Source organism: Microcoleus sp. Z1_A1, from assembly GCF_036700305.1.
Taxonomy (GTDB): Bacteria; Cyanobacteriota; Cyanobacteriia; order Cyanobacteriales; family Microcoleaceae; genus Microcoleus.
The window spans coordinates 67,772-91,376 of record NZ_JAUBOR010000022.1; the positions used below are offsets into that span (position 1 = coordinate 67,772).

22 protein-coding genes are annotated in these 23,605 nt (G+C 46.7%); 6 read left to right on the forward strand and 16 right to left on the reverse strand.

Annotated elements, in window-relative coordinates; genetic code table 11:
* Positions 1-25: 25 nt before the first annotated feature.
* The 7 genes from QT973_RS16020 to QT973_RS16050 all read right to left on the reverse strand — a co-directional run bounded on the left by QT973_RS16020 (position 26) and on the right by QT973_RS16050 (position 7,704).
* Complete coding sequence (locus tag QT973_RS16020; RefSeq protein ID WP_333391691.1) at positions 26-373, reverse strand: hypothetical protein; 348 nt, start codon at positions 371-373, stop codon at positions 26-28.
* Between the two features lie 333 nt (positions 374-706).
* On the reverse strand, positions 707-1,789 hold the full coding sequence (locus tag QT973_RS16025) for an ABC transporter ATP-binding protein (RefSeq protein ID WP_333391709.1): 1,083 nt from the start codon (positions 1,787-1,789) through the stop codon (positions 707-709).
* Between the two features lie 174 nt (positions 1,790-1,963).
* Positions 1,964-2,827 carry a carbohydrate ABC transporter permease gene (locus QT973_RS16030; RefSeq protein WP_333272811.1) on the reverse strand — a complete coding sequence of 288 codons (864 nt, stop codon included), beginning with the start codon at positions 2,825-2,827 and terminating at the stop codon, positions 1,964-1,966.
* Between the two features lie 98 nt (positions 2,828-2,925).
* The gene (locus QT973_RS16035) at positions 2,926-3,819 is read right to left on the reverse strand and encodes a sugar ABC transporter permease (protein WP_333056004.1); all 894 of its coding nucleotides are present in this window, start codon (positions 3,817-3,819) and stop codon (positions 2,926-2,928) included.
* Positions 3,820-4,077: 258 nt separating this feature from the next.
* A complete protein-coding gene (locus QT973_RS16040; protein ID WP_333391693.1) occupies positions 4,078-5,394 on the reverse strand; it encodes an ABC transporter substrate-binding protein in 1,317 nt (438 codons plus the stop codon).
* Positions 5,395-5,947: 553 nt separating this feature from the next.
* Complete coding sequence (locus QT973_RS16045; RefSeq protein ID WP_333391695.1) at positions 5,948-7,342, reverse strand: DUF4912 domain-containing protein; 1,395 nt, start codon at positions 7,340-7,342, stop codon at positions 5,948-5,950.
* Positions 7,343-7,440: 98 nt separating this feature from the next.
* Positions 7,441-7,704: a hypothetical protein gene (locus tag QT973_RS16050; RefSeq protein ID WP_333391696.1), complete on the reverse strand. Its 264-nt coding sequence runs from the start codon at positions 7,702-7,704 to the stop codon at positions 7,441-7,443.
* Between the two features lie 203 nt (positions 7,705-7,907).
* On the opposite strand from QT973_RS16050, the gene QT973_RS16055 reads away from it, so the two are divergent.
* On the forward strand, positions 7,908-8,030 hold the full coding sequence (locus QT973_RS16055; protein WP_333391698.1) for a hypothetical protein: 123 nt from the start codon (positions 7,908-7,910) through the stop codon (positions 8,028-8,030).
* 101 nt (positions 8,031-8,131) lie between these two features.
* Entirely contained in the window at positions 8,132-9,688 is a 1,557-nt protein-coding gene (gene cysS, locus QT973_RS16060) for a cysteine--tRNA ligase (RefSeq protein WP_333391699.1), read from the forward strand.
* Positions 9,689-9,738: 50 nt separating this feature from the next.
* On the opposite strand, the gene QT973_RS16065 is transcribed toward cysS, so the two are convergent.
* Entirely contained in the window at positions 9,739-9,927 is a 189-nt protein-coding gene (locus tag QT973_RS16065; RefSeq protein WP_333272804.1) for a DUF433 domain-containing protein, read from the reverse strand.
* Positions 9,928-10,038: 111 nt separating this feature from the next.
* Here QT973_RS16065 and QT973_RS16070 point away from each other — a divergent pair, with 111 nt between their 5' ends.
* On the forward strand, positions 10,039-10,266 hold the full coding sequence (locus tag QT973_RS16070; protein WP_333210616.1) for a hypothetical protein: 228 nt from the start codon (positions 10,039-10,041) through the stop codon (positions 10,264-10,266).
* Positions 10,267-10,379: 113 nt separating this feature from the next.
* Here QT973_RS16070 and QT973_RS16075 read toward each other — a convergent pair whose 3' ends face one another.
* The 3 genes from QT973_RS16075 to QT973_RS16085 are packed head-to-tail and all read right to left on the reverse strand — an operon-like array spanning position 10,380 to position 12,081.
* Positions 10,380-11,336, reverse strand: a complete 957-nt coding sequence (locus QT973_RS16075; RefSeq protein ID WP_333056012.1) for an alpha/beta hydrolase — start codon at positions 11,334-11,336, stop codon at positions 10,380-10,382.
* 33 nt (positions 11,337-11,369) lie between these two features.
* The gene (locus QT973_RS16080) at positions 11,370-11,699 is read right to left on the reverse strand and encodes a helix-turn-helix domain-containing protein (RefSeq protein WP_333056013.1); all 330 of its coding nucleotides are present in this window, start codon (positions 11,697-11,699) and stop codon (positions 11,370-11,372) included.
* Entirely contained in the window at positions 11,692-12,081 is a 390-nt protein-coding gene (locus QT973_RS16085; RefSeq protein ID WP_333056014.1) for a type II toxin-antitoxin system RelE/ParE family toxin, read from the reverse strand. Before QT973_RS16085 ends, QT973_RS16080 begins: the two co-directional genes overlap by 8 nt.
* A gap of 96 nt (positions 12,082-12,177) precedes the next feature.
* Here QT973_RS16085 and QT973_RS16090 point away from each other — a divergent pair, with 96 nt between their 5' ends.
* A complete protein-coding gene (locus QT973_RS16090; protein ID WP_333056015.1) occupies positions 12,178-13,287 on the forward strand; it encodes an AI-2E family transporter in 1,110 nt (369 codons plus the stop codon).
* Positions 13,288-13,825: 538 nt separating this feature from the next.
* Here the strand turns inward: QT973_RS16090 and QT973_RS16095 are convergent.
* Complete coding sequence (locus QT973_RS16095; protein ID WP_333056016.1) at positions 13,826-14,761, reverse strand: OmpA family protein; 936 nt, start codon at positions 14,759-14,761, stop codon at positions 13,826-13,828.
* 239 nt (positions 14,762-15,000) lie between these two features.
* On the opposite strand from QT973_RS16095, the gene QT973_RS16100 reads away from it, so the two are divergent.
* Complete coding sequence (locus QT973_RS16100) at positions 15,001-15,672, forward strand: hypothetical protein (protein WP_333056017.1); 672 nt, start codon at positions 15,001-15,003, stop codon at positions 15,670-15,672.
* A gap of 44 nt (positions 15,673-15,716) precedes the next feature.
* Positions 15,717-17,756, forward strand: coding sequence for an abortive infection protein (locus QT973_RS16105; RefSeq protein WP_333233450.1), 2,040 nt, complete (start codon positions 15,717-15,719; stop codon positions 17,754-17,756).
* A gap of 303 nt (positions 17,757-18,059) precedes the next feature.
* Here QT973_RS16105 and QT973_RS16110 read toward each other — a convergent pair whose 3' ends face one another.
* The 4 genes from QT973_RS16110 to QT973_RS16125 form a co-directional block, all read right to left on the reverse strand.
* Complete coding sequence (locus QT973_RS16110) at positions 18,060-19,232, reverse strand: DUF4335 domain-containing protein (protein WP_333391701.1); 1,173 nt, start codon at positions 19,230-19,232, stop codon at positions 18,060-18,062.
* A gap of 3 nt (positions 19,233-19,235) precedes the next feature.
* Positions 19,236-19,862, reverse strand: a complete 627-nt coding sequence (locus QT973_RS16115) for a DUF3038 domain-containing protein (RefSeq protein WP_333391703.1) — start codon at positions 19,860-19,862, stop codon at positions 19,236-19,238.
* A gap of 428 nt (positions 19,863-20,290) precedes the next feature.
* Positions 20,291-20,797: a hypothetical protein gene (locus QT973_RS16120; RefSeq protein WP_333056021.1), complete on the reverse strand. Its 507-nt coding sequence runs from the start codon at positions 20,795-20,797 to the stop codon at positions 20,291-20,293.
* Positions 20,798-20,860: 63 nt separating this feature from the next.
* The gene (locus QT973_RS16125) at positions 20,861-23,236 is read right to left on the reverse strand and encodes a cation:proton antiporter domain-containing protein (RefSeq protein ID WP_333056022.1); all 2,376 of its coding nucleotides are present in this window, start codon (positions 23,234-23,236) and stop codon (positions 20,861-20,863) included.
* Positions 23,237-23,605 lie beyond the last annotated feature (369 nt).

Genomic DNA, 23,605 nt, shown 5'->3' on the forward strand with positions numbered 1-23,605 from the left:
TGTTATATTTTTTTAGTGGGAGCTACTAATCCTTTAATTCGCGGATACTTCTCTTAGCAGTGTCTTGATACATCTCCCCCATTTCTTTCACGGCTGCTCCTGCCTCTTGCCCAATCTTCTGAACTCGTTCGCCCGGAGAGTCTGAGGTTTCGCGAGCTTCTTGCCTCCATTCCCGTGTTGTTTGGGGTCTTTCAGGATTGTTGAGCTCAGACTTTGAGCTGGCTTGCGCGCCAAAACCTTTGTTACTGCTTCCCGAATCAACATTTGTTGTTAGGAGCAGAAAACCGACTAGGACAACACTCAAAAAACTCTTGATTTGAAAACCCTTAAGCAGGGAACTGATGCGAGCAATGGCTGTGGAAATCAAATTCATCTCAGTAATACTCCCGAAGTTAATTGGTGATAATTTTCAACATTTTTTCATCTAATTGACTCGCTCCAAATTTAGCAGCTAATGCGAGGTAAAGCCAACTTAGCTTTAACTTGCGATCGACCACCTAAATAGAGTTATAGGTTAACGATAAAATCTGGTAAACACGCAACCTATGTGTGAGCCAATTAGCTTTTTCACACATGAATATCACGTTAACAGCAGCCAAATAGTTCTACCTCTAACTAAAGTCATAACTTAGTTAGAAGCAAAAAAAATATTTTTATACACATGGTTAGACAATTTTTAATCAAGCATGGTATGCAGGGCGAATTCTTATTGCAAGCGATCGCCCGTTTTCACGTCAAACCAGTGCAGCAACTGAGACGGAAAAACCAGCTCTACAATTTCGGAATTCCAGTGGCGGTCATTTGGCACTAAAGCCCGCACCGTTACAGACTCCACACCTTTAACTCGGACGCTAACTAAATTTTGCATTCCCAAGTTTTCCACTAAAAAAACCTCACCTTTAATTGCCTCTGGGCCCGACATCTTGCCAGCCTCTACATCTGCAAAGCCGACGTGTTCCGGGCGAATTCCCAACACAATTTCTGGCGGCACAGTCGGCATATTTGGGAGTGGAACTCCAAAATCCCCCAACTTAGCAAAATTTCCCTGGCATTTAAGCACTAGCAAATTCATTTGCGGGCTGCCCACAAAACCAGCTACAAACTGATTGGCCGGACGAGTATAAATTAAGTGTGGCGGATCGAGCTGCTGCACGTTGCCGCAGTTGAGAACTGCGACTTTGGTAGAAAGCGTCATTGCTTCGGTTTGGTCGTGAGTTACGTACACTACCGGAGCTTTTTGTGAGGAAAACAATTGTTTAAGTTCGGCCCTAACTTTTTCCCGTAATAATGCGTCGAGATTGCTCAAAGGTTCGTCGAGCAAAAATACTTCCGGTTGGCGCACTAATGCGCGGCCGAGGGCCACTCGCTGCCGCTGTCCGCCTGATAGTTTTCCTGGTTTGCGATCGATTAATTCCGTCAATCCGAGGGATGTTGCAACTTCCGTCACTAACCGATTGATTTCGCTGGAGGAGATTTTGCGAAGTTTGAGGCTCGATGCCATATTCTCGTATACTGTCATGTGCGGATACAGCGCGTAACTTTGAAAAACCATTGCAATATCCCGATCGCCCGGTCTGAGATAAGTGACATCGCGATCGCCAATTCTAATCTCGCCTCTAGTCGGCTGTTCCAACCCTGCAATTAACCGCAGCGTCGTAGATTTACCACACCCCGACGGCCCCAACAAAGTCAGAAATTCCCCTTCGCTGACATCCAAACTAATGTCTTTCACGGGAACAACTTTAGGGCTGTAGGTTTTATTGAGGTTTTTGAGTTGCAATTTTGCCATGATTTTTAAAGTGTTGACTGTTGACTGTTGACTGTTGATTGTTGACTGTTGACTGTTGACTGTTGACTGTTGACTGTTGACTGTTGACTGTTGACTGTGTTGTTTGACTCGTTCCCAGGCACAGCCTAGGAACCAGTTCAATCTAAAATCTAAAATCTAAAATCTAAAATCGATTTATCCTTTTACAGCCCCCGCAGTTAAACCCTGAACAATGCGCCGCTGGAACACCAAAACCAGCAAAACCAAGGGCAAAGTTCCCAAAACGGTAGCTGCGGCGATCGGGCCGTAAGGAATCTCAAATACTGACACCCCGCTGAGTTGAGCAGTTGCGACGGGAATAGTTTTCAGAGATTCGCGAGTCATAAATGTCAGTGCAAAAATAAACTCGTTCCAAGCTGAAATAAACGTCAAAATTCCCGTTGTGACTAACGCGGGAAATGTCATCGGTAGCACGATTTGCCACAGCATTTGAAAAGTGTTGTAGCCGTCAACTTTAGCCGCATCTTCCAAATCTTTTGGCAACTGTTGAAAGAAACTTCGCATCACCAAAATTGTCAGCGGCAAATTGATAGCAGTGTAAGGAATAATTAAGGCTAAATAATTATTGCCTAAATCCAAAGCTTTGACAATTTCCAGCAGTCCCAAAAATAGCAGCACCGCCGGAAATAGCGTTACAATCGTCACACTTGCCAGGATAATTCTCTCGCTCCACAGCCGCAACCGGGCTAAAGCGTAAGCTGCAGGAGCGCCTACTGCTAAACACAGTAATGTTGAAGTAATGGAAACAAAAGCGCTATTTAAAATGTAAAGTCCAAACGGGCGGCGCTGGAACAGCGACAGGTAATGCTCGAAAGTAATTCGTTTGGGAATGTAGACGTTGGGAATCGCCGAAATATCTGCATTTACTTTGAAAGAAGTTAGCACCTGCCAGATAATAGGTGCGAGGAAATAGGCGACAATTAAGAGCGCTGAGATTGGCAAGATTAATTGCCGGATGTTAAAGGTTTTTTTGCTAGGTTGTTCGCGGGCGATCGACATAATTTATACCAATGAAAGGAAAAATTCAAAACGTTCAGCAATCTACAATCTACAATCTACAATCCTCAAATCTAAAATCTAAAATCTAAAATCTAAAATCAATTGATGCGGGCTCTCGATAACAGATAAGTGGCGATCGCAACTGCTGCCACTAACATCAAAAAAGTACACACCACCAAAGCCGCCCCATACCCAAAGTCTAAATACCTCATTACCGTGCTGTAAATGTAGATAGAAACCGTCTCCGTTGCCCCCGCCGGCCCCCCTCCCGTCATCACCTGAATCAAGTCAAAAATGCCGAAAGATTGGGCAAATCGAAACAGCACAGCAATCACAATTTGCGGCATCAACAGGGGCACAGTAACTTGACGGAAACTCTGCCAGCTACTAGCGCCGTCAATCGCGTGGGCTTCGTACAAATCACCGGGAATTGATTGCAATCCCGCTAGCAAAAGCAAGCTGACAAAGGGCGTAGTTTTCCACACATCCGCTGTAATCACTGCCATCATTGCCAAAGTCGGATCTCCCAGCCAGCTAATGCTATTTTGAATCAATCCCAATCGCCTCAAAATGTCGTTAATTACGCCGTATTGGTCATTAAAAATCCACGCCCAAGCTACTCCCATCAATGCAGTGGGCAACGCCCAAGGTAGCAGGGAGATTGTGCGAACAATGCCGCGCCCTGGGAAGGATTGATTTAAGACTAAGGCAATGCCCATACCGAGAATTAATTCCAGCACAACAGAGGCGACAGTAAATACAGTGGTGTTGCCTAAAGTTTGCCAGAAACGCCCGTCGCCTAACATTCGACTGTAGTTAGCAAAACCGGAAAAAACCAGTTTTAATTCTGTACCGAGGTTTTGGGTGAATAAACTCAGCCAAAAAGCCCGCAATATTGGGTAAGCAAATACTAGCATCAGAATTATCAAAGCTGGTGCTACTAATATCCATCCGGTTTTTTGTTCGCGCTGTCGCATCTTGTCTAATTGCATCTTGTTCACCTTTAATTTATTTTTTGGCGGGCCAGAAGCCCAACCCCTACTCCCCACAATTGAATTAACTGGTTTGTGGAACAGGCATCTTGCCTGTTTCTAACTCTTTGTGGAACAGGAATCTTGCCTGTTTCTAACTCTTTGTGGAACAGGAATCTTGCCTGTTTCTAACTCTTTGTGGAACAGGCATCTTGCCTGTTTCTAACTCTTTGTGGAACAGGCATCTTGCCTGTTTCTAACAGAGACAAGATGTCAAATTTACGAAGCTTGGGGTTGTTTCAAACTGCCTAATAAATTACGAGTTTCGCTAGCTGCTGCTTTCATTGCTTGTTCTGCACTCATTCTCCCGGTAAAAGCTGAACTCAAATAGCGCTGCAAAATATCAGAAGCTTGAGCGTATTGTGCCAGGGGCGGGCGCAAAGATGATCGTTCCACTACTTTTAGCAGTTGCGGGTAGTGGGGATATTTGGCGACTATTTCTTTGTTGGTAAATAGGGATTTGTAACTGGGAACTAAACCGGTTTGTAAAATAAATTTGCGCTGGGTTTCCTCGCTGGTAAGATACTGAATTGCTTTCCACGCTTGTTCTGGATGTTTTGAGGTTTTGGCAATTCCCCAGCCCCAGCCGCCCAAGCAGGAACCGCCTGTTTGACCGATACTGCTGAGCATTGGCTCGATCGCAATTTTGCCTCTAACATTCGATCCCTCGGCATTTGCCAGCTTCCAAACATAGGGCCAGTTTCGCAAAAACAGTGCTTTGCCGTTTTGAAACAACAGCCGGGTTTCTTCTTCGCCGTAGGTGGTGACACCCGGAGGAGAAATGCCAGAGGCGATCGTATTTTTGAGAAATTCCACTGCTTTAATTGCCTCCGGTTTATCTAACCCAACTTCAAAAGTTTGCGGGTTAGCCCAGAAGCCACCAAAACCGGAGAGTACCTCGACAAACATCGCAGATACTCCCTCGTATTGTTTACCTTGCCACAGATAACCCCAAGTTGCTTTTCCCTGTTTTTGCAAGTTTTGAGATATTTTTACCATCTCTTCAAAGGTTTTCGGGGCTGGAATTTTCGCTTGTTCTAAAATGTCTTTGCGGTAATAAAGCATTCCGGCATCGGAAGCGTGGGGAATTCGGTAAAGTTTGCCCCGATACCGCCCGCCTTCGACGTTACCTTGGATGAATTTGGAAAGTTGTTCGGGGGGAATTTTGTCTGTCAAATCCCTTACCCAACCTGCGGCTGCAAATTTGGGAACCCAGACAATATCCATGTTGATGATGTCGTAGGGCGATTCGCCTAAAAGAAAGGCAGATGTGTAAAGATTTTCTATGAGGTTGGTGTCAAAAGGCCCTTCTATGAGGTTGATGCGAATGCCGGGGTTTTTCTGTTCAAATTCTTTGACAAAGGGTCTCCAGTTAACAATGTCTTGGCCTTGCATTAACATGGTGAGCACGACTGGCTGTTGAGTCAGTGCCGGCAGAATAAATAAAAGTAAGACGGTGGCTAATGTGACAGCGAATAAGGCTAAAAGACGGGGGCGCTTCTGGCTTCGTTGCAGCAGGGAATTTATTTTTTGCATTGGCTTTTGAGAAATGGCAGTGCGATCGCCTTCTTTCTCTCATAACTCGCTTTCTTTTGTTTCGCTGGATTTAGTCAGTTTGTGCAATAAAAGTTTAAGTAAACTTTAGCTTACTTAATAATGCTTGAGTGAAGAATGCAAATTTTGATTTAAGTAGGTGGAAGGGGAGTTAAGTAGACATCTATCTATAGAGAGATATTAAACCTATTACAAAAATCATCAACTATCTTGAGATTATCTGCGTTTATCTGTGTTTATCTGCCTGTAATCTGCGGTTGATCCTTCTATCAAAGATTTATCCAATTCAAGTCTATTGAGAACATTTAAATAAATAATTCTTCCTTCTTCCTTCTTCCTTCTTCCTTCTTCCTTCTTCCTTCTAAATACAAAAAACACCGCTCCTCAAAACAGGAGAACGGTGTATAGGGGGTGTTATGGGTTGTTGTCTGGGATTAACCTTAACAAATCACGATCGGCTGAGGCTATGCCTTGTGATGGTTAAAAAATTGGCACAAACCTGAACGATCGCCCGTTGATCGATCGACCTTTGGGATTAGCCCAACCATTCCACAACAGCATCCTGCTTGGTATTGGTGCGCCGTTCTGGGGTTTCGCGGTTGAATTTCAAGTGGATGGCGCGGTTTTGTTCGCCGTCTGCTGCTACTGCAAAAATCGGATAGTCGATTAAGCCGTCTTGGAAGGACATCTGGAAGCGGAAAGTGCCGTCAGCATTGAGTTTAATCGGCTGTCCGCCTACGTAGACGGTAGCGTCAGGCTCGGTGGCGCCGTAGACGATCAGTTCGGCATCAGCAACTAACCAGAACTGGCGGGGGCGCATCGGGGGGGCGAAGCCAACTCCCGACATACCAACACCGGACATACCGAAACCGGACATGGTGAGACCGGACATACCGACACCTGACATGGTGAGGCCGGACATACCGACACCCGACGCGGTGAGGCCCGACATACCGACACCCGACGCGGTGAGGCCGGACATACCGACACCCGACGCGGTGAGTCCCGACATGGTGGGAGCCGCCCACATTCCGACGCCGGAGGGGAACACGTAGGAACTGAGAGCTTGTTCGTGGATGCCGACTTGCTGGACGGAACCGGCGACGTGCTGCATGGAACCGAAGATAGAACCCGCTACGCGCAGGGATTCGGCAGATTCTGCCATGCCGAAGATTTGTTCGTAGATAGCATTTTCGGTGCTGAAACCGAAGCCATTGGCTGCTTTTGCGAGTTTCTTGGCCGGAGGAACCAGTTCGGCAAAGGTTTTGCCCTGCAATTCTTCTTCCCAGTCGAGGGTGATGAATTGATCTTCAATCCAGTCGCTGGGATAGACGGGAGGAACGCGGACTTCGGCCGATCGAGCTAATACCAGCCAGCGGCCATCTGCACAGCGGTAGCCGATGTCGATCGCATAATCCCGATCGCTCACGGGGATTGGCACGTACCATTCCCGCGCCAGTTCGTCGCAGGGATATTCTTGAATGCTGTGCGGGCTTTGAGTATCGAGGTTAACATCTGTAACGTCGTAGATCCGCAGGGCGAGTTGCTGTCCTCCTTGGCGACGCAATTCTTCTTTGCGATCGTTAGGAATATCCCAGTAAGTGTAGGCCCATTCTGGGTCGCGGGGCATTAAAACCACCCGGCTTTCGCCGTAGCCGTTGGGCAAATCTGCTAAACCTTCATCTACAGACGACAAAGAACCGCCTGTTCTATCTTCTTGACCGAGTTCAAACTTTGCTGCTTCCACTGCTTCTTGTGCCTCTAGTTTGCGAGATGGGCTGTAGGAAAATTTGGTGCGCTGAATTTCTTGAATTGATGCCAGGAGTTGCGATTTCCGCATCCGGCTGTAGCGAGAGACTCCACATTCGCTAGCAACTCTGCGGAGTTGTCGCAAAGTCATCTCTTCTAATGGTGGGCGTTCTTTTGCCATGAGTTGGTTCTCCACTAATTTAGGATGGCGGGTTAGATTTTTCCTTTCAACACAAATGTGTTGACTTTTTGAGTTAGAAACTCTTTTAAATCTACATATTATCGAGCTTCCAAATCTCTCCAACCTTTGAAGCCTTGCTTGTTTTGAGCTTGTCTTTTTCCCGATGCGATCGGGGGGTTGGACTTATTGGCTTCTGCGCGCACCGTCCGATCTAAATAAAGCTTTATCTGTCGATTCTTGATTGACAAGATCGATTTTGTGAGTGCGACCGGTGCTGCTAGCAACGCTGTGCTGGCAGCACACGCGCTATTCGACTCCCAGGGCTGCTTAATCCAAGCATTTCTTTGGGATCGCTTTGTCATGACTTAATGTTGCAGACAAGTTGCGATCGGGTCAAGGGGTCTTTTCCTTCAATTCTGGGTACTTATACGCATTTTCGTGATTTTGGGGATCACTTTGTCAGGGAATCTTGACAATTAAGCGCTTGTGGGGATCGTCAGGGAAACAATTGTCAACATTTCCTGACATAAATTAGATGTGAGATTGAGTCGGCCAGGGCGGTACTATGGATAGAGGAGATTTAGTACAAAATTTGGTAGGCTGGCAGTTGGGCGGTACTCTTGTGCAAGCAACGCTTACGGGCGATCGCAACTACAAACCAAAAGTCTTGGACGCAAAAAAGGTTTGACGCTACCTATACAGATAAGGTGGGCACTGCACACCCTACACATAGAGCTTCTGCGTAAATCTTGTAAAATCTAAAATCTAAAATCTAAAATCTAAAATCGAATGACTCTAACGCTTTACAACAGCTTGACCCGTCGCGAATCACCTTTTGAGCCCCTCGAACCAGGAAAGGTGCGGATGTACTGCTGCGGCGTTACGGTGTACGATTACTGCCACGTCGGCCACGCCCGCGCTTACATTGTGTGGGACATGGTGCGCCGCTATCTGATGTGGCGCGGATACGATGTTCGCTACGTTCAGAATTTTACCGATATTGATGACAAAATTCTCGATCGCGCCCGCGAAACCAATTCCAGAATGGAAGCCGTGGCGGAACGCTTCATCGATGAATATTTCGTAGATATGGACAAACTGAATATTCTCAGGGCCGATGAATATCCCCGCGCCACCCATACAATGGACGGCATTAAACGGCTGATTCACGAATTAGAAAATAAAGGTTATGCCTATGCGAACGGCGGCGACGTTTACTACAACGTGAGGCAATTTGCCGATTACGGAAAACTTTCCGGCCGCAAGTTGGAAGAAATGCAAGCCGGGGCTAGCGGTAGATTGGACACCGCAGAAATAGAAGCTCAAAAAAAGCAAGATTCCTCTGATTTTGCCCTGTGGAAAAGCGCTAAACCGGGAGAACCTGCTTGGGAGTCGTCTTGGGGAAAAGGTCGTCCCGGATGGCACATCGAATGTTCGGCGATGGTGCGCGATTGCTTGGGCGAAACAATTGACATTCACTGCGGCGGTTCCGATTTAACTTTCCCGCACCACGAAAACGAAATTGCTCAATCTGAAGCCGCGACTGGCAAGTCACTGGCTAATTATTGGATGCACAATGCTTTTGTGACTGTCAATGGCAAAAAGATGTCGAAATCTTTGCACAATTTTATTACAATTCGCGATTTGTTGGATGGGAATTGGTCGGGCGATTTGGAATCTAACCCCCCCGCAGCCCAGGGCGGGCACGGGGGCACCGCCCCTACGCAGGATGGGAGTCAGAATCAAAGCGAGAATGCAAAAGCGGTGGAACCGATGGCGGTGAGGCTGTTTGTGTTGATGGCGCAGTATCGCAGTCAAATTGATTTTACCGAAGAGGCGATCGCTAGCGCTAGAAATGGCTGGAATACCATCAATGAAGGTTTGCTGTTTGGGCTGCGCTACGGTTCTCAACTGAATTGGGACGTTGAGAAAACTGGACAGGATAGCAAAGCTGTGCAGGAATTCCAATCAGCGATGGACAATGATTTCAATACTCCCGGCGCTGTGACGATTTTGTTTGAATTGGCTAAGGAATTGGCCAAAGAAGGCAATGTTTTAGTGCATCAGGGAAAAACAGAAACTGCGCCGGATTTGTTGCAGCAAAAATGGCTGACATTGGTGAGTTTGGCGGGGGTTTTGGGTTTAGAAGTTCAGCCGGAAGGTGACAGCAATGATGCTGTTGATGGTTTGAGTGATGGGGAGATTGAGGTGATGATTCAGCAGCGGAAAGATGCTCGGAAAGCTAGGGATTTTGCTGAGGGCGATCGCATCCGCAACGAGCTTAAGGATAATGGGATTACTTTGATCGATCAAAAGGATGGTACAACCATCTGGCATCGTGGTTGAAACTAAATTCATAGTCTGCGGAGGCAGACTTTGTTTGACAAGAAGCGGTTTCAACCGCCGAATTCTAAACACGCTCTAATGTCTTCCTCCGTCAACTCTGGGAAATCGTCTAGAATTTCTGCATGAGACATTCCCGCAGCCAGCCAACCCAGCACATCGTGAACGGTAATTCGCATTCGCCTGATGCAAGGCTTTCCACTGCGTTTACCTGCTTCAATCGTAATGATGTTGTCGCTCATGACCAAACCGAGTTTAGTACATTTTTTTTAGTGTAGCCTAGTCTTTGAATAAGCGATATAATTTACTCAACTTCGCAATTTGTTCAACCTTAGAGGTAATAGCCTAGCTCTATGAATACCCTCGACCAAGTGCTAGAAACTGCTTTACAACTGTCCTACGAACAGCAGGAAATGCTGATAAAAATCCTGCAAAACCGTCACCGCGAGAGTGTCCGCGCGGAAATAGCTGCTGATGCCCAACGAACCTTAGCTGATTTCCGTACAGGCAAATTTCGACACCAGTCAGCCGAGGATGTTATTGCAACATTACGCCAGTCTTTGGACGAGCCGGAAGCATGAGACAACTGGTTCTGACTGTTGACTGTTGACTGTTAACTGTTGAGTATTTGAACAATACCGATGCAACCGGAAACGATATCAGTTATTATTAGATAATAACTCCACAAATAGATTTAAGTTTTATTTAACTTGTTCACAAATTCGGCAACAGCCGCGACAAATTCTGCGGTGGATTCGTAGGGCAAAACATTGCGCCCCGGCATTAATAAACCTTCCCCATTGGGAAAATAAGCTAAATATTGCGCTAATCTTTCATCCGGTTTCTCTTCCTTACCCGCTTGACTGATGCTTGAGGCTTTTTCTCCCATGACAATGAGTGCAGGTCGATCGAACTTTTGAATCGTGTTACTATAATCCTGGCGCCAAAACCCCGCTAAAAACGAGAAAACCGCGTGACGGCTGTCAGGATTGGCCGCCCCAGCCTGCAAAGCATCCAACCATTCGCTGTCAACTTGTGCCGCATCGCCAAACAGTTGTTTCACAGAAAAAGAACGCAAAAACTCAGCGCGTCTGGCGTAGCGGTAAAAAGCGTTTCCCAGGGGAGAATTTAACAAATTCCAGACAATTCTTTGCTGTCTTTCTGTCGAATGTTTGTTCATCACCGCCCAAGCTGGAGGCCCTGCGAGAACTAAGCCGCGAATTAAATTTGAGCCGCTTTCCTGCTGCTTTTTTGCTAAAGCCAAGCCTACAGACAGTAAAGCACCTTGCACGAGGACGATCGCAGGTTTTTTGACTACAGTTTCCAAGAAATACTGCAACTGTGCCGCCCAATCGTCAGGATAGCAGGCCACAGCCGGCATTTCGCAATCGCCGCAGCCCAAAAGGTCGGGATTATAAATCGGATTACTGTTCCCTGCTTTGTACCAACTCTCACAAAATCTATGCCAAAAGATTCTTGACAAACCAACTCCTATCGGGTGAATTAATAACAAAGGGATGCTATCTTCTGTCGCAGTAGTTGGGTTATAAACATCATAAGCACAGCGATAGTTTTGCCATTCGTAAAACAGCGTTGGTGATTTTATAGATGAAATGGTTGACAAATCTTTATTTGAAGGTGGTGATTGCATATTAATCTTTTAATTTTTTACTTGTTTGTTTACTTATGATGCTACGACAATGTGAGTTTTAGCTTGAACATTTGGTGGCGAGTGGGCAATCCTAATCTCTACGTTGCTGCCGAGTGCGTTGAGAAAACGAAATAGGCGTTCCGTAGAGAAATCTAATAATTTACCGCGCATCAATGCTGAGAGTGTAGGTCGATCGATTCCTAATAGCTTTGCTGCTTGGTTCTGGGTTAGTTGGCGTTCCGAAATTAATTCACTAATCTGATGAGCTAGTTCTGCCTTAATCAGTAATTCCTCTGGATTGGGTAGCCCTAAATCAGCAAAAACATTTCCACTACTGGAATGCACTTTTATTTCTTCAGTCATTTTGTTCCTCCACTTCTTGCTGTTCTAAATATTTTTTGTAGTGTTCTTTGGCACGCTTAAGTCGAGATTCAATCAAATCTATATCTTGCTTGGGGGTAGCAATTCCCTGCTTTGATTTTTTTTGAAAAGCATGAAGAATATAGACTATTCCTTCAAATTTTACGGTATATACAGCTCGGTAAGTGTCTCCATCAAAATTTTCAACAATTTCTAGAACGCCAGCACCTTTAAATCCTTTAAGCGGTTTAGCATCAGGATGCTTTTTACCCAGTTGAGCGCGGTACAAAGCAAAACCCATAATTTGCTGAACATCTTCAGGAAAGTCGCGCAAGTCGTCACGGGAACTGCCGATCCATTCAACGGGTTTTAAGAGCGACTTCATAATCTTAATTATATTATTTATATCATATCGTTTATCATAAAATAGAGAGTGACACGATCGACAACAATATCATTACTCAATTTTGTCAGAATAATCATGTCAGAACAGCGGATTACCATTTCTTTACCTAACTTGCTGCTAATTGTAGCATCGTCCTTGCTGCTAGTGCTGCTGTGGCAATTGCGGAGCCTGCTAGTAATTCTGATGATATCAGTTGTGCTGGCTGCTTCGATCGTCCCGATCGTTAATTGGGCCCAAACGATGCGGGTTCCCCGCTGGCTGGCGGTGATTATGGTTTATTTAACTCTCATCGGTGGATTTAGCGGGACGGTAGTGTTAATCGGGCCCACAGTCATCGAACAAATAGAGTTACTGCTGCGGCAGTTACCAGTTTATGTCGAAAGTTTGCGAACTGTGGCAACTAATCTATTGAGTCGCCTAACCGACGACGCCCCAACCTTGGTGGGTCTGGTGGACACTCAATCGCTGACTAATTGGCTGATTCGATCGAGTCAACAACTGGTTTTGCGATCGTACAGTTTAACCAGAGGCATTCTAGGCGGTTTTTTCAGCTTAGTTTTAGCATTATTTATTTCCGGTTACATGGTTGCCGACAGCGACACATTAATCAAAAGTTTGGTGCAATTTTTCCCAAAACCTTGGGATACAAGATTAGCCGCACAAGTGGCGCCAATTGGTCAAAGAATGGGGAGCTATATTCGCGGGCGAGTGTTAGTTTCGGGCATTTTAGGGATATTTATTACCACAGGTTTAAGCATTTTGGGAATGCCGGAATTTGCTTTAGGCTTGGGTGCGATCGCAGGTGTGACAAACTTGATTCCGTTCATCGGCCCAGTATTGGGAGCAGTACCAGCATTAATTGTAGCATTAGCTAAAGGTGGCTGGGTACTTTTGTGGGTATTACTGTTATTTGTAATTATCCAGAATTTAGAAACTTACGTACTCGATCCTTTGCTGGTTGGTTCCTCGGTTGGTGTGCATCCTTTATATCAATTGCTGTCTGTATTGGGAGGCGTTCAAGTATTAGGAATTATTGGGGCAGTAATTGTGCCGCCTTGGTTTGCGGGAGTGGCAGCTTTGATTGAGAACTTGTATTTAAAACCGAAACTTAGGAGCGAACATCGAGAGGCAATAGATCGGGCTAAAAATAATTCTGACTTGCCACCTCTTACACCTTCGGCGTGACAGCAGGGGAGAAGAGGAGAAGGGGAGTAGGGAATTGAAACATACAATTTATATCGTTTCTGTTGGCATCGGAATAATAATTTTCGGAGTTCAGCGCTTACGTGACCGATCGCGGGGACACTCGTACTTGGGTATAATTCCGTAGTTGCCAGGTTTGATCTTAAATTCACAACAGCAATTTTAACATCCCAGAAGCCGTTCGATATCAAACCCGTTGGCATCGGAATTATTCATCTCTCTCTTCTCTTCCTCCGCGTCCTCTGTGCCCTCTGCGGTTAAATCATTCCGGTTCAACCGGATGTGATATGACCACGAATTTCTTCATGTGGTACCCGCCACGTTATTTATCCGTGGAATCAATCCAAAATCGAAAATCGAAAATCACTTATTGCCCCCGCATTTATCTCGCGCAAGTCAATCTAAAATCTAAAATCTAAAATCTAAAATCGATTGACTCCAATTATTCGATCGCTACCATTAACACTTCAACAGTATCTACAAGTCTGCCGACTGATAACTGATGACTGATGACTAAAAACTAAGGACTAATTGCCACCTCAATGCGGCGGTTGCGCTGCCGATTAGTATCAGAACTATTGTCTACCGAAGGGCGACTTTCCCCATAGCCGATCGCCACCCAATGATACTTCTGACCGAGCACACCAGACAAATACTGCACCACAGCCTGAGCCCGGGCAAACGACACATTGCGATTATCCGCCGCTTCCCCCGCGTCGTCAGTGTGGCCCGCAACCCGCACAGTTGCCCCCTCGTGATTGCCCAACTCCGCCACCAAATTGTCCAAAATCGCACTTGTGCCCGCGCGCAAAGAAATGCTGCCAGTATCAAACAAAACATCGCTGGGCAGAGTCACCATCAGCCCATCTCCCCCAAACACCGGATTATTGGCATTCTGTGGCGCAGTATTCACCGTTTCAGGGTTCAGACTGGGGCTGCTGCCGATCGCCGGTAAAGGCGGAACAGGAGTTGCCGCCGTTTCCGGCCCCGCCAATTCCCGCGACATCAACTGCAAACGCTTTTCCAAAGTTTCCGTCGGGCGGCTGCTGCCCAACTGACTCTCCAAAGCGGCAGTGCGACCAATCAGCGCGTTGAGTTCGCCCTGCAACTGTCTCAAATCCGACTGCAATTTCTCTCTCTGGGCAGGACTGACTGTTGACTGGGGAGTCGGTGTAGCGGTTGGTGGCGGGAGTGCCGGAATTGGCGTTGCTGGGGCGCGTTTCGGGCTGGAGGTCAAATTTTGAGTTACACGCAGCAATCTCTCTGCGATCGGCATTTCCGTCGCGCCTGACGGATAAATTTGAGCGATCGCCATCCCCAAAACCCACGCAAAACCGCTACCCACCCCCAGCAGCAGCAGTCGAAAAATCAGCGACAGTACAAGCAAACCTTTTCCCCGCGACTTGGAGACGCGAGTGGGGGGGATTGAAGGTTTTTGGTTAAAAGATCGCGTCATATTTCATCCCTCTCGGTGTACAGACCACATTAATTTCGATACTATCTTACCTATCCGATTTGAAATTTGAGATTTGAGATTTGAGATTTGTCCTCCAATCTAAAATATAAAAAAGAAACCCGGTTTATATAAATCTGTGGTTTGGTGGCACGCAACGGACTAGAAACCTGGTTTCTAGTCCGTTGCGTGCCAGCCTGAATCTGTTGGATAATTCAGTAAAACTTTTGGAAAAAAAACCGATGACTGACCCTTTAAATAGCCCTTATCCCGTTCCTTGGGAGTGGATTAGTGCCACTCATGCTAAAGTGAGCTCCACTGCAGGCACAGGCCTCCGCTATTATCGCAGTCCATCTCTAGTATCAACTAACGGCCAATACGCAGCTTACAGTCGAATTGAGTTGCAAGTACAGCCGGAATTCTCCCGATGTCGGGTTAGCAGCGTCATGTTTGTGGAAAATCTCAAAACCGGCGAACTGCAAACAGTGGCGGCTGCTTCGCCACTGGCCGAAAGTGGGATGTATGCTAGCGATGATACAGATATGTCCGGGACGATCGCCATTTTAGTGCCTGTTTCTTGGAATCAAGACGGTTCCCGGATTCTCGCCCGCGAATTTGAAGCACTTTTCAACTCTTCCGATATGTCCGACTACGGTGTCATTTGGGACAAAAATGATAATTATACTTATACCGTTGCTCCCGCTCGCAGTCTTTACACTCATGCTGTATTGTTGGGTTGGAGTCAAGTTTGTCCCGGAAAAGTTCTGTTCCGCGCCGGCAATTTGGGCGATCGATCTTGGCCTCTTTGTGCAGTGGATATGACAGGGCAAACAGTAGCAGTCACCGAGGACAAACCCCTAGTTTTCGGCAGTCAAGCCAGCACAGACTGGATCGAACCTAAAACTCGTTTTTAGATATTATGGCGGCATTTTCTTGGATATGGCCCACAATTTTTCTAGTGTCAGGTCAGTCTTTTAACCAATTCATTTTGACCCTGGGGCTGATAGTTCTGGCTGTTATTTCCGGTCTAACAGCTTTTATTTTTATTCGGATTTTTCTTAATTGGTTGCAAGCGAAATTGGAGGGAAACCGCCATTTTTTTATACGCTCGTTCACCAGAAAGACGGGCAATTCAACCGCTCATATTTCCGAACCTGAAAAGGTTTTTTTAGAACCCAGATTCGTAGAAAGTGACGGCAATTTAACTGCTACTATTTTTGGAGGCAAAAGCGATATTTCAAGAGCGATTGAGCCGGAGATAATCTGCGAAAAATCAGCAGCAGTTGCCTATCTCTACAAGCCGATCGCTCTTTGGCACGGGCGCTTAATTTTGCCATCAAACGAACAGCGGCTGCCCTACGGCACAGTGTTTTTTGAAGTAATAAATGCACCCAAAAAATATAAAAACTTTATTGGCAAAACAGCATTTTTGAAATGGAGTACAAATCGCGAAGTACAGTTTTTTGTCCACGCAGTCAGTCAAGATATAAACTTCACACAAGAAACTCAAAAAAGTCAAAAATCTGGCAACATCCATCCAGATAGATTAAACGGCTGGCGAAATGTCGGGCCTTTAGAAACTCTAGCAGGCAGCAGACTTGAAGACAGCGTGACTGTGATGCTGCGGAGGCCGGTGATTGCGATTCATTATAGCAGCAGCGATCGCCAGGAACTCACGATCGATCGCGAACCAGTACAAATTATCGGACGTTTCTGCGCCTTAGTCTCTATTTTACAGCGAAAAGAACGCGACAGCGACAAATTTATTGTCCGGCATTTCAACAAAACATCTCAACAATTTGACGGCGCCGCCGAAATCATTCGGATTCCACAAGTACAGCCAGACAAAAATGGCGTAGCGAGGTCTACCAATCACCTAATCGAACAATCGCCCTTAAATCCAGAAGGCTGGTACATTTACGGCGAAAGAGACGAAGACAGTATATTTGTAGTACAGGCAATCGAACCCCGCAAAATTGCCCAATTAATCCCAGATGAAACACATTTCGGACTAAAAAAATCTATCGATTATTTAAGCAGCCAAAATTGGGAAAATACACCAGCCCAAAAAGGGCAAGCAAAAATAGTATTGTTAACCCCAAATGACGCTAAAGAAAACGCTTCAATCTCTCCTTGGCAAGAAGGAGATATCGGGATAGTGATTCACAGTTTCGGGGGTATCGGCGGCAAAAAAGGCGAACGGCAACCCCTGGGAATTGTCACCGGACATTTTGCTTTCGGAGTAGCAAAAGTAGTGCGCGATCGCTTTACCAGCGAACTGCGTTTTGACATAGAATACAAACAAGTTTACGCCCACAATCCCGACGGAATTGTTGCCGGTTCCAGCAAATGGCAAAGCTACATGGGAGACTTGCAGCGCGGCTGGTTGGGCGATCGCCCGGTTTGCGATATCATCTGTAAATTAGACTGCGTGTGTTGCGACTACGATTTTGACGGCATCACCTTGTCACCTTTAACCGAATTAAACCAGCAACTAGATATCATGATGGCCCGCTACCGCAGCGGAGACGGCACCGGCGCAAGTTTAGTCACGCCAGCAACTTCTTGCGTCCAAGATTCAAGTCAGGCAATTTACGCCACAATTAAAAAAATCACTTCCGAAATAGAGTCAAATCCTCAGATTCAAGACTGGTTAAAAACACATCCCACCGACGCACAAAGCAAAAGGTTTCACCAATTAGTAGCTTTAGGAGAGAGTTTAGAAAAAGTATTAATGCCCCTCGGAATTGTTCGTCCAGATTGGCGGAAAAATTCGACATTGGCGGGGATTGATGCGGAACTGAAAAAAACCTTTTTTGCAGGTATAGCAACCCTGATAAAAACTGCTATTAGTTACCGAACAATGCTGCCGAGGCGAACCCAAGATGAAATAGCCAAAGTTTTATTAAAACAAGGAGCTTTTTTGTGGATAATTCGCACCAATCAAGTTGGAGGATTTGACCCAGACATTAAGCCGATCGCACCAACAGGGTTTTGAATCAGCAATCGGTTTGTAGATGATTCGGCGATTTAAATCGCTACTAGAAAAACCAAGTCTGCCTCCCCAGACTAAGAGATTGATATCATGTCCGGTCAATTACCCTGATTCCTGTAGGGGCGGGTTCACCAACAATATTTGCTAAAAACCGACAATCTCAAAAACCCGCCCCGGCAATTGTATTATGCGCGATCGATCGGACATGGTATGAGGCAGCATTTAAGCGGGATTTGGTATCAGTCAACAGTCAACCGTTAACAGTCAACAGTCAACCGTTAACAGTCAACAGTCAACAGTTAACCATTACCAAGGAGTGACTTGAACAGTGCCGTCTGGTGCCAAAACTACGCGGAAATCAGCCAGCGGTTCCGCAGGTGTCCTGGTGCCAACCGGTTGGTAAAGCAACTCAGACAACGGCGTTTCTGATCGATCGACTGCTGCCGAATTCTCCGGCTTGTAACCGACAATCGCCCCGTCTTGGGCCACACTCACCCGATAAACCAACTCCGCACCAACCGGAGGCTTATCCTTCACAACTCCGTCAATTTGCTGGGAAAGTTTGCCCCTCAACAGGTCAATTTCCCCTGGATCTGTAATTGGCACCGCTGCCACATCTGGGCTTGCCAAACCTTCCGCAACAGGAGTGGGCGTGCTTTCCGGCGAAGTGCTCGACTGCGGTGTGGCCAACGGTGAAGCGTCCGGCTGCGGCGCGGGGATCGGAGTCGGCGAAAGCGATTCAGCGTTCGGAGTTTGAGTCCCAGGCAGCAAACCGTCAGCAGGGGGCGTGGGATTGGGATTAGGCGAACCCGATCCGCCCGGATTCGGCGTCCCCTGATTCTGGCCTGCAGGATTGGGCTGCGGCACCGGATCTCTCGGCCGCTGGACTTCCGGTATCGGCACCAAGAAAAACGCCATCGCAGCCAAAGCCAAACTCGACACCCCCACGACAGCAGGTAAAGTCCGCTTCGCCAAAGGTTCGGCCGACTTGACGTAACGCTTGGAAATTGGGGTTAATTGCAGCGACAATTCCGGCAGCGTCTGCGTGTCGGCAAAAAATTGATCGATCGCCTCTACCAAGTCAAATAGCTGTACCGTCGTCAAATCAACTTTTGCCGACAGTTCTGTTTTTTGATCGATTTGGGTGGCGCTGCCTGTGGAGGCGGGTAGAACGGTCAATCGGTGCAAATTCCCGTCAATTCTGTGCAACTGCACCATACCCACATTCGGGCCGTAGCGATCGGGATAATGCACTCCGCTCATAAATTCTTGAGCGTAGCTGCTGACGGCCCTCACCAAGCTTTCAAAAAACTCCCGTCCCCCGCTTAAAGGCTCGCCAAGACCTGTAACATAGCATTCAGCGCTCATTAATATTGAAAGCACCGGCCGTAAATCTAACTGGCTGGCTGCCGATCCATCGCTCAACCCTTCTAGAACCAGGGTGCAATTTGGCAGACTGTACTGACGCCTAATAGTCATTTTTTATTCAACTTCTCCATCAAACAGGCTAACCCAGAAGCGCTGCATTCCGGCTGTGCCTGTACAAAATAGCAGTTTGCTCAACAAGTTCAAAGCTAGTTCGTTGAGCTTGTCGTCGGAATCGTAAGCTGCAACTAGCGATCGCTTGGGGTTCATGCGCGATCGAAAGTGAGCTCGAAAGCGTTCTAAATACTCCGCCAGCGACTGGTTCTGGTTGAGGGGGATATTTTTCGATCGCAACTGCTGGGAGTCTAGCAGCAACTGCCGAATTGTGGCGGTTAACTTGCGCGCCATATTACAGGCGATCGCCACCAGCGCTTTTGCCTCCACAATGGTAAGGGAGCGGCGCTGGGTATAGCGTCTCAGCGGGTTAGTATTACGCATCAGCCAAAGAGCAACCCGATTTTTGATAATTGATTCCAATTCCAGGTCCTTTGACACAGCCAGCATTTCTTCTGCACCTCCGAGATACAAGGCTTCGATCGCCAGCAACATCAAGTCAATTTGCAATCTGGCTCGGCGGGGACATCCCCCATCGGAGGGCGACAAGTCTGGCAAACTGTCTAAAATCAACGGGTTTGACTGGGTAAGCGAAGTTTCTGACGGCATTAATATCACGGCAACATCCATTCCAAACAAACTATACGGGCACGGGGGGTCTTGAGCAAGACAAATTCTCAACCAAGAACTTCTCTGGGATACTTTATTTTTATCATTGACTTTTAGGTATATTTTCTAATTTAGCAGCAACCGACCGTCGCGGGCGAGCTCCGGCGGCCGGAGTTCGATCGCCCACTCCCCCACCCCGCCGCTTTGTGATTCCTTGCTTCTTGAGGGGGGAGAAGGGGAGAGTCAATCGATTGCGCGATTTTAGATTTTAGATTTTAGATTTTAGAATTGAAGCATTGATCCCACGGATAAATTCTGGGGTTCCTTTATCGGATACAGGTTTTTTATTTCTGGACGGATGAATTACGTGGCGGGTATCCTGGATGCTTTCTGTCGGAAAGCGACCAAGAATTACCCATTTCCCCTTTCTTATTCTCTATTGGGATCGATCAATCTTCCTGCTTCTGGGGTTGCACCGCCGCTTCTCTTTGAGCAGTAAAATCAGTAGCCGCCGTCTTATCAGTTAGACTAATTTTTCCCTTGAGGCTTTCTTGCTCCACAATTCCGCGCATTTTAACAGAACTGTTTTGACCGGTTGCTGTGGAGTCCCTGCAACCCGCTAAATTAGGAACCGCACCCGACAAGTTCAATCCTTGAGTTTCCCACCTACCAAATAGAGAAGGTTTCTCTTGGGCTGTTTTTTCCCTGCCCTCCCTGCTGCCCGATCGCAAATTACCGCTCAAATAAACACCCGATTGCTCGATTGTCAATACCAAAACATCAGAATTCAGACATTCGGGCAAACTTTTAGGATCGAAGCGATAAGTTCCCGCAATTGCCGGGGCCGCCTTTAAATTTGCTTCCCCGTAAGCAGTTACTACTTTAAACAGCAGTGAAACTGAGCCGATCGCAATCCCGTAAAATGCCAGGGATTTGAGGCTTAAATGATTCATCATCTTGGTAATTGGTAATTGGTAATCGGTAATTGGGTAAAATGCCCAGTGCGCCCCTACTCATGACTAATACTGAGTAGTTTGACTGAGTACCGATGCCAAGTGCGATCGCACTTTAACGTAACACCGCGCAATCAGTAGCGAAGAATGACACTGCACAGCCAATTCATCAGTATACTGTCCCAAAGTTTGGCGCTCAATTCCCCACTCCCGACTCGTACCCGCAATAGTTAAATCAGCATTAGCAGAAGCCGCTACTACTGCTTGAATTGGCTCAGCAGCCTCCACAATCGGAGTCTCAATGCGCGATCGCACCTCAACTGGTAACTGATCCATCACTCGCCCAAACTCGTAACTCAGATTGTTTTCAGCTTCCCCGTCAACCGCCACCCGCAGCACCGTCAAACGGCGTTCCTCGCTATTAACTAATAGTCTCAGCGCCAATTCTAAACCCAAATCATCATGAATGTTTGCCGCGTAAGGTACTAACAAGTTATTCAACCTTTCCCGGCCTCTGTCAACAAAAATTGCTACATCCACCTTAGCGTTGCTGAGAATTTGGCCGACACGTCCTCCCAAACGGTTGCTGCTAAAAGTTGGCCTGTGCCATCCTACTAAAATCAAATCCGCGCGATCTATTTCCGCAATTTGTGCCGTTTCCCTGGCAACATCATTAGTAACCCGAATGATGGGATGTACGAATTTTTGTGCCTCCGGCACTTCCAAACTCTCAATCAATTCTGATAATTTCGAGCGGCGTTCTTGAATAATGCGATCGGCTTCCGCAGGCGTACTTTCAAAGGCATAGTCATCATTTAATTCTATCAAACTCAGAGGATGAACCGCCGCCGACTGTAAATCCTCACCACCCATACCAGCAGCCGGCTGCGCCAGCGCTACCGCTAGTCGCAGTAAACCTTTCTGCGTGCTGGGATTGGCAACCGGTACTAAAATTCGATAAGTTGGCAGCAATTTGTTAGCAGTTTCTTCGCTGCTGTCAGCCATTTGTGAATTTTCTAATTCTGAATCCTCAGAGTTAACTTCTGAAATATCTAACCTAATTAACCGTTTTGGATAAGTCCACTCCAACAGAGGCGAAGTCATAAAAGTTGTCACTAAAGCCATGATGACTAACATTGTAAATAGCAGCGGCGAAACTACACCTAGGGAAAGACCGATATTCAGCACAATTAGTTCAGTCAAACCGCGAGTATTCATCAGCCATCCCAGGGCTGAAGCTTCGCGATTGCTGATGCCACAAACTCTGGCCGCAACGTAAGTGCCGAGGTATTTGCCGATAATTGCCACTCCCAAAACTGCGGCGCACAGCAGCCACAATTCGGGACTGTTGAGCAAGCCGATTTCAGTCCGCAAGCCGCTGTAAGCAAAAAATATGGGCAGCAGAAATATTAGTACAAAGTCTTCGGTTTTTTCAGCTAATTCTCTGGTTAATCCCGCATTTTTAGGCATAACAGCACCCAGCAAAAATGCACCGAAAATTAAATGAATGCCGATCCATTCAGTAATTAAGGCAGAAGCTACAACTCCCATGTAAATGCCGGACAGCAATAACTGTGTTAATCTGCCAGTGCGGTTGTACTGTTTGGAAAGTCGCTGCAAGAACCAGCGCACTACAGTCAGCATGAAACCGATGTAAATTAAAGATTGAATAATTGTCGGCAAAGCACCGATCATCGAATTAGTACGAGTAACTGCGATCGCCACCGCTAACAAACACCACGCTGTCACGTCGTCTACCGCAGCGCAAGTCAAGGCCAGCGTCCCCAATTTGGTATTCTGCAAATTGTGTTCTGTAATAATTCTTGCCAGCACTGGAAAAGCCGTAATTGACATCGCCGCGCCCAAAAACAAAGCAAATGCGGTAAAGGAAACGCTATTATTTGAAACGATGGGATACAGCAGCAGTGCGAGCAAGCTTCCCAGGGAAAACGGCACTAGAATGCTGACGTGGGAAGTTAAAATCGCTATATCTAAATTGCTTTTGAGGTACTTGGGATTCAGTTCCAAACCAATCAAGAACATGAAAAAAATCAGCCCCACCTCAGACAACACGTTGAGGAAGGGAACGGCTTCGGCTGGAAAAAGTGCAGTTGCGGTGGCTGGTGCAACTAAGCCAAATAGAGAAGGCCCAAGCATAATTCCTGCTACAATTTCTCCAATGACTTGAGGTTGTTTGATCGCTCGAAATCCTAAACCGACAAGTCTCGAAAGTGCGATAACAATTAGAACTTCAAGCAGGACGAGAATGGGTATGGGCATGGCGTTTTTAGCTTGGGGATTTTTGCGGATGGAGAGGGCAGGGTAGTAAAGCTGACTGAATTGCCGATCGAAAAAAATCGATACCAGCTCGATCGAAGGTAGAAGGTACCAGAGGCGCACCAACAAGGCCATTCTCTCACAAGCCAACAAAGGCTTTGGCAACTTCCCACTTGGATTTTTTGTTTTTTAGAAGCGCTTGCAAGTAACTTTAACCGCAGCCTCTGCACCCCGGACTCTATCTCACCTCCGGTTGCCCACCGCCCATTTAAACTCACATTTTGCACCATTCTCAATTACTTGTTTAGGAACAGGCTTTTCGGCCTGTTCCACAAGAAAACTCGTTCTTTGTGGAACGGGCCCCAGAGCCCGTTCTTGACAATGGTGCAACATCTGAGTTTAAACTGATATCTTGCACCATTCTCAATTAGCCGTAGGGGCGGGTTCGCCAACAGCCTTAAAGCTTGCAAATAGGTTCTATAAACCCGCCCGACCCCACGAAAAATCCTCTTATTGATATTGCTGCAACATCTG

Coding starts and splice junctions, on each gene's coding strand:
- QT973_RS16035 (WP_333056004.1), bottom strand. CDS start 3,819: ATGCAATTAGACAAGATGCGACAGCGCGAACAAAAAACCGGATGGATA.
- QT973_RS16030 (WP_333272811.1), bottom strand. CDS start 2,827: ATGTCGATCGCCCGCGAACAACCTAGCAAAAAAACCTTTAACATCCGG.
- QT973_RS16075 (WP_333056012.1), bottom strand. CDS start 11,336: ATGCAATCACCACCTTCAAATAAAGATTTGTCAACCATTTCATCTATA.
- QT973_RS16055 (WP_333391698.1), top strand. CDS start 7,908: ATGGATAGAGGAGATTTAGTACAAAATTTGGTAGGCTGGCAGTTGGGC.
- QT973_RS16025 (WP_333391709.1), bottom strand. CDS start 1,789: ATGGCAAAATTGCAACTCAAAAACCTCAATAAAACCTACAGCCCTAAA.
- QT973_RS16090 (WP_333056015.1), top strand. CDS start 12,178: ATGTCAGAACAGCGGATTACCATTTCTTTACCTAACTTGCTGCTAATT.
- QT973_RS16110 (WP_333391701.1), bottom strand. CDS start 19,232: ATGACTATTAGGCGTCAGTACAGTCTGCCAAATTGCACCCTGGTTCTA.
- QT973_RS16020 (WP_333391691.1), bottom strand. CDS start 373: ATGAATTTGATTTCCACAGCCATTGCTCGCATCAGTTCCCTGCTTAAG.
- QT973_RS16100 (WP_333056017.1), top strand. CDS start 15,001: ATGACTGACCCTTTAAATAGCCCTTATCCCGTTCCTTGGGAGTGGATT.
- QT973_RS16115 (WP_333391703.1), bottom strand. CDS start 19,862: ATGGATGTTGCCGTGATATTAATGCCGTCAGAAACTTCGCTTACCCAG.
- cysS (WP_333391699.1), top strand. CDS start 8,132: ATGACTCTAACGCTTTACAACAGCTTGACCCGTCGCGAATCACCTTTT.
- QT973_RS16095 (WP_333056016.1), bottom strand. CDS start 14,761: ATGACGCGATCTTTTAACCAAAAACCTTCAATCCCCCCCACTCGCGTC.
- QT973_RS16085 (WP_333056014.1), bottom strand. CDS start 12,081: ATGAAGTCGCTCTTAAAACCCGTTGAATGGATCGGCAGTTCCCGTGAC.
- QT973_RS16080 (WP_333056013.1), bottom strand. CDS start 11,699: ATGACTGAAGAAATAAAAGTGCATTCCAGTAGTGGAAATGTTTTTGCT.
- QT973_RS16050 (WP_333391696.1), bottom strand. CDS start 7,704: ATGACAAAGCGATCCCAAAGAAATGCTTGGATTAAGCAGCCCTGGGAG.
- QT973_RS16070 (WP_333210616.1), top strand. CDS start 10,039: ATGAATACCCTCGACCAAGTGCTAGAAACTGCTTTACAACTGTCCTAC.
- QT973_RS16120 (WP_333056021.1), bottom strand. CDS start 20,797: ATGATGAATCATTTAAGCCTCAAATCCCTGGCATTTTACGGGATTGCG.
- QT973_RS16045 (WP_333391695.1), bottom strand. CDS start 7,342: ATGGCAAAAGAACGCCCACCATTAGAAGAGATGACTTTGCGACAACTC.
- QT973_RS16065 (WP_333272804.1), bottom strand. CDS start 9,927: ATGAGCGACAACATCATTACGATTGAAGCAGGTAAACGCAGTGGAAAG.
- QT973_RS16040 (WP_333391693.1), bottom strand. CDS start 5,394: ATGCAAAAAATAAATTCCCTGCTGCAACGAAGCCAGAAGCGCCCCCGT.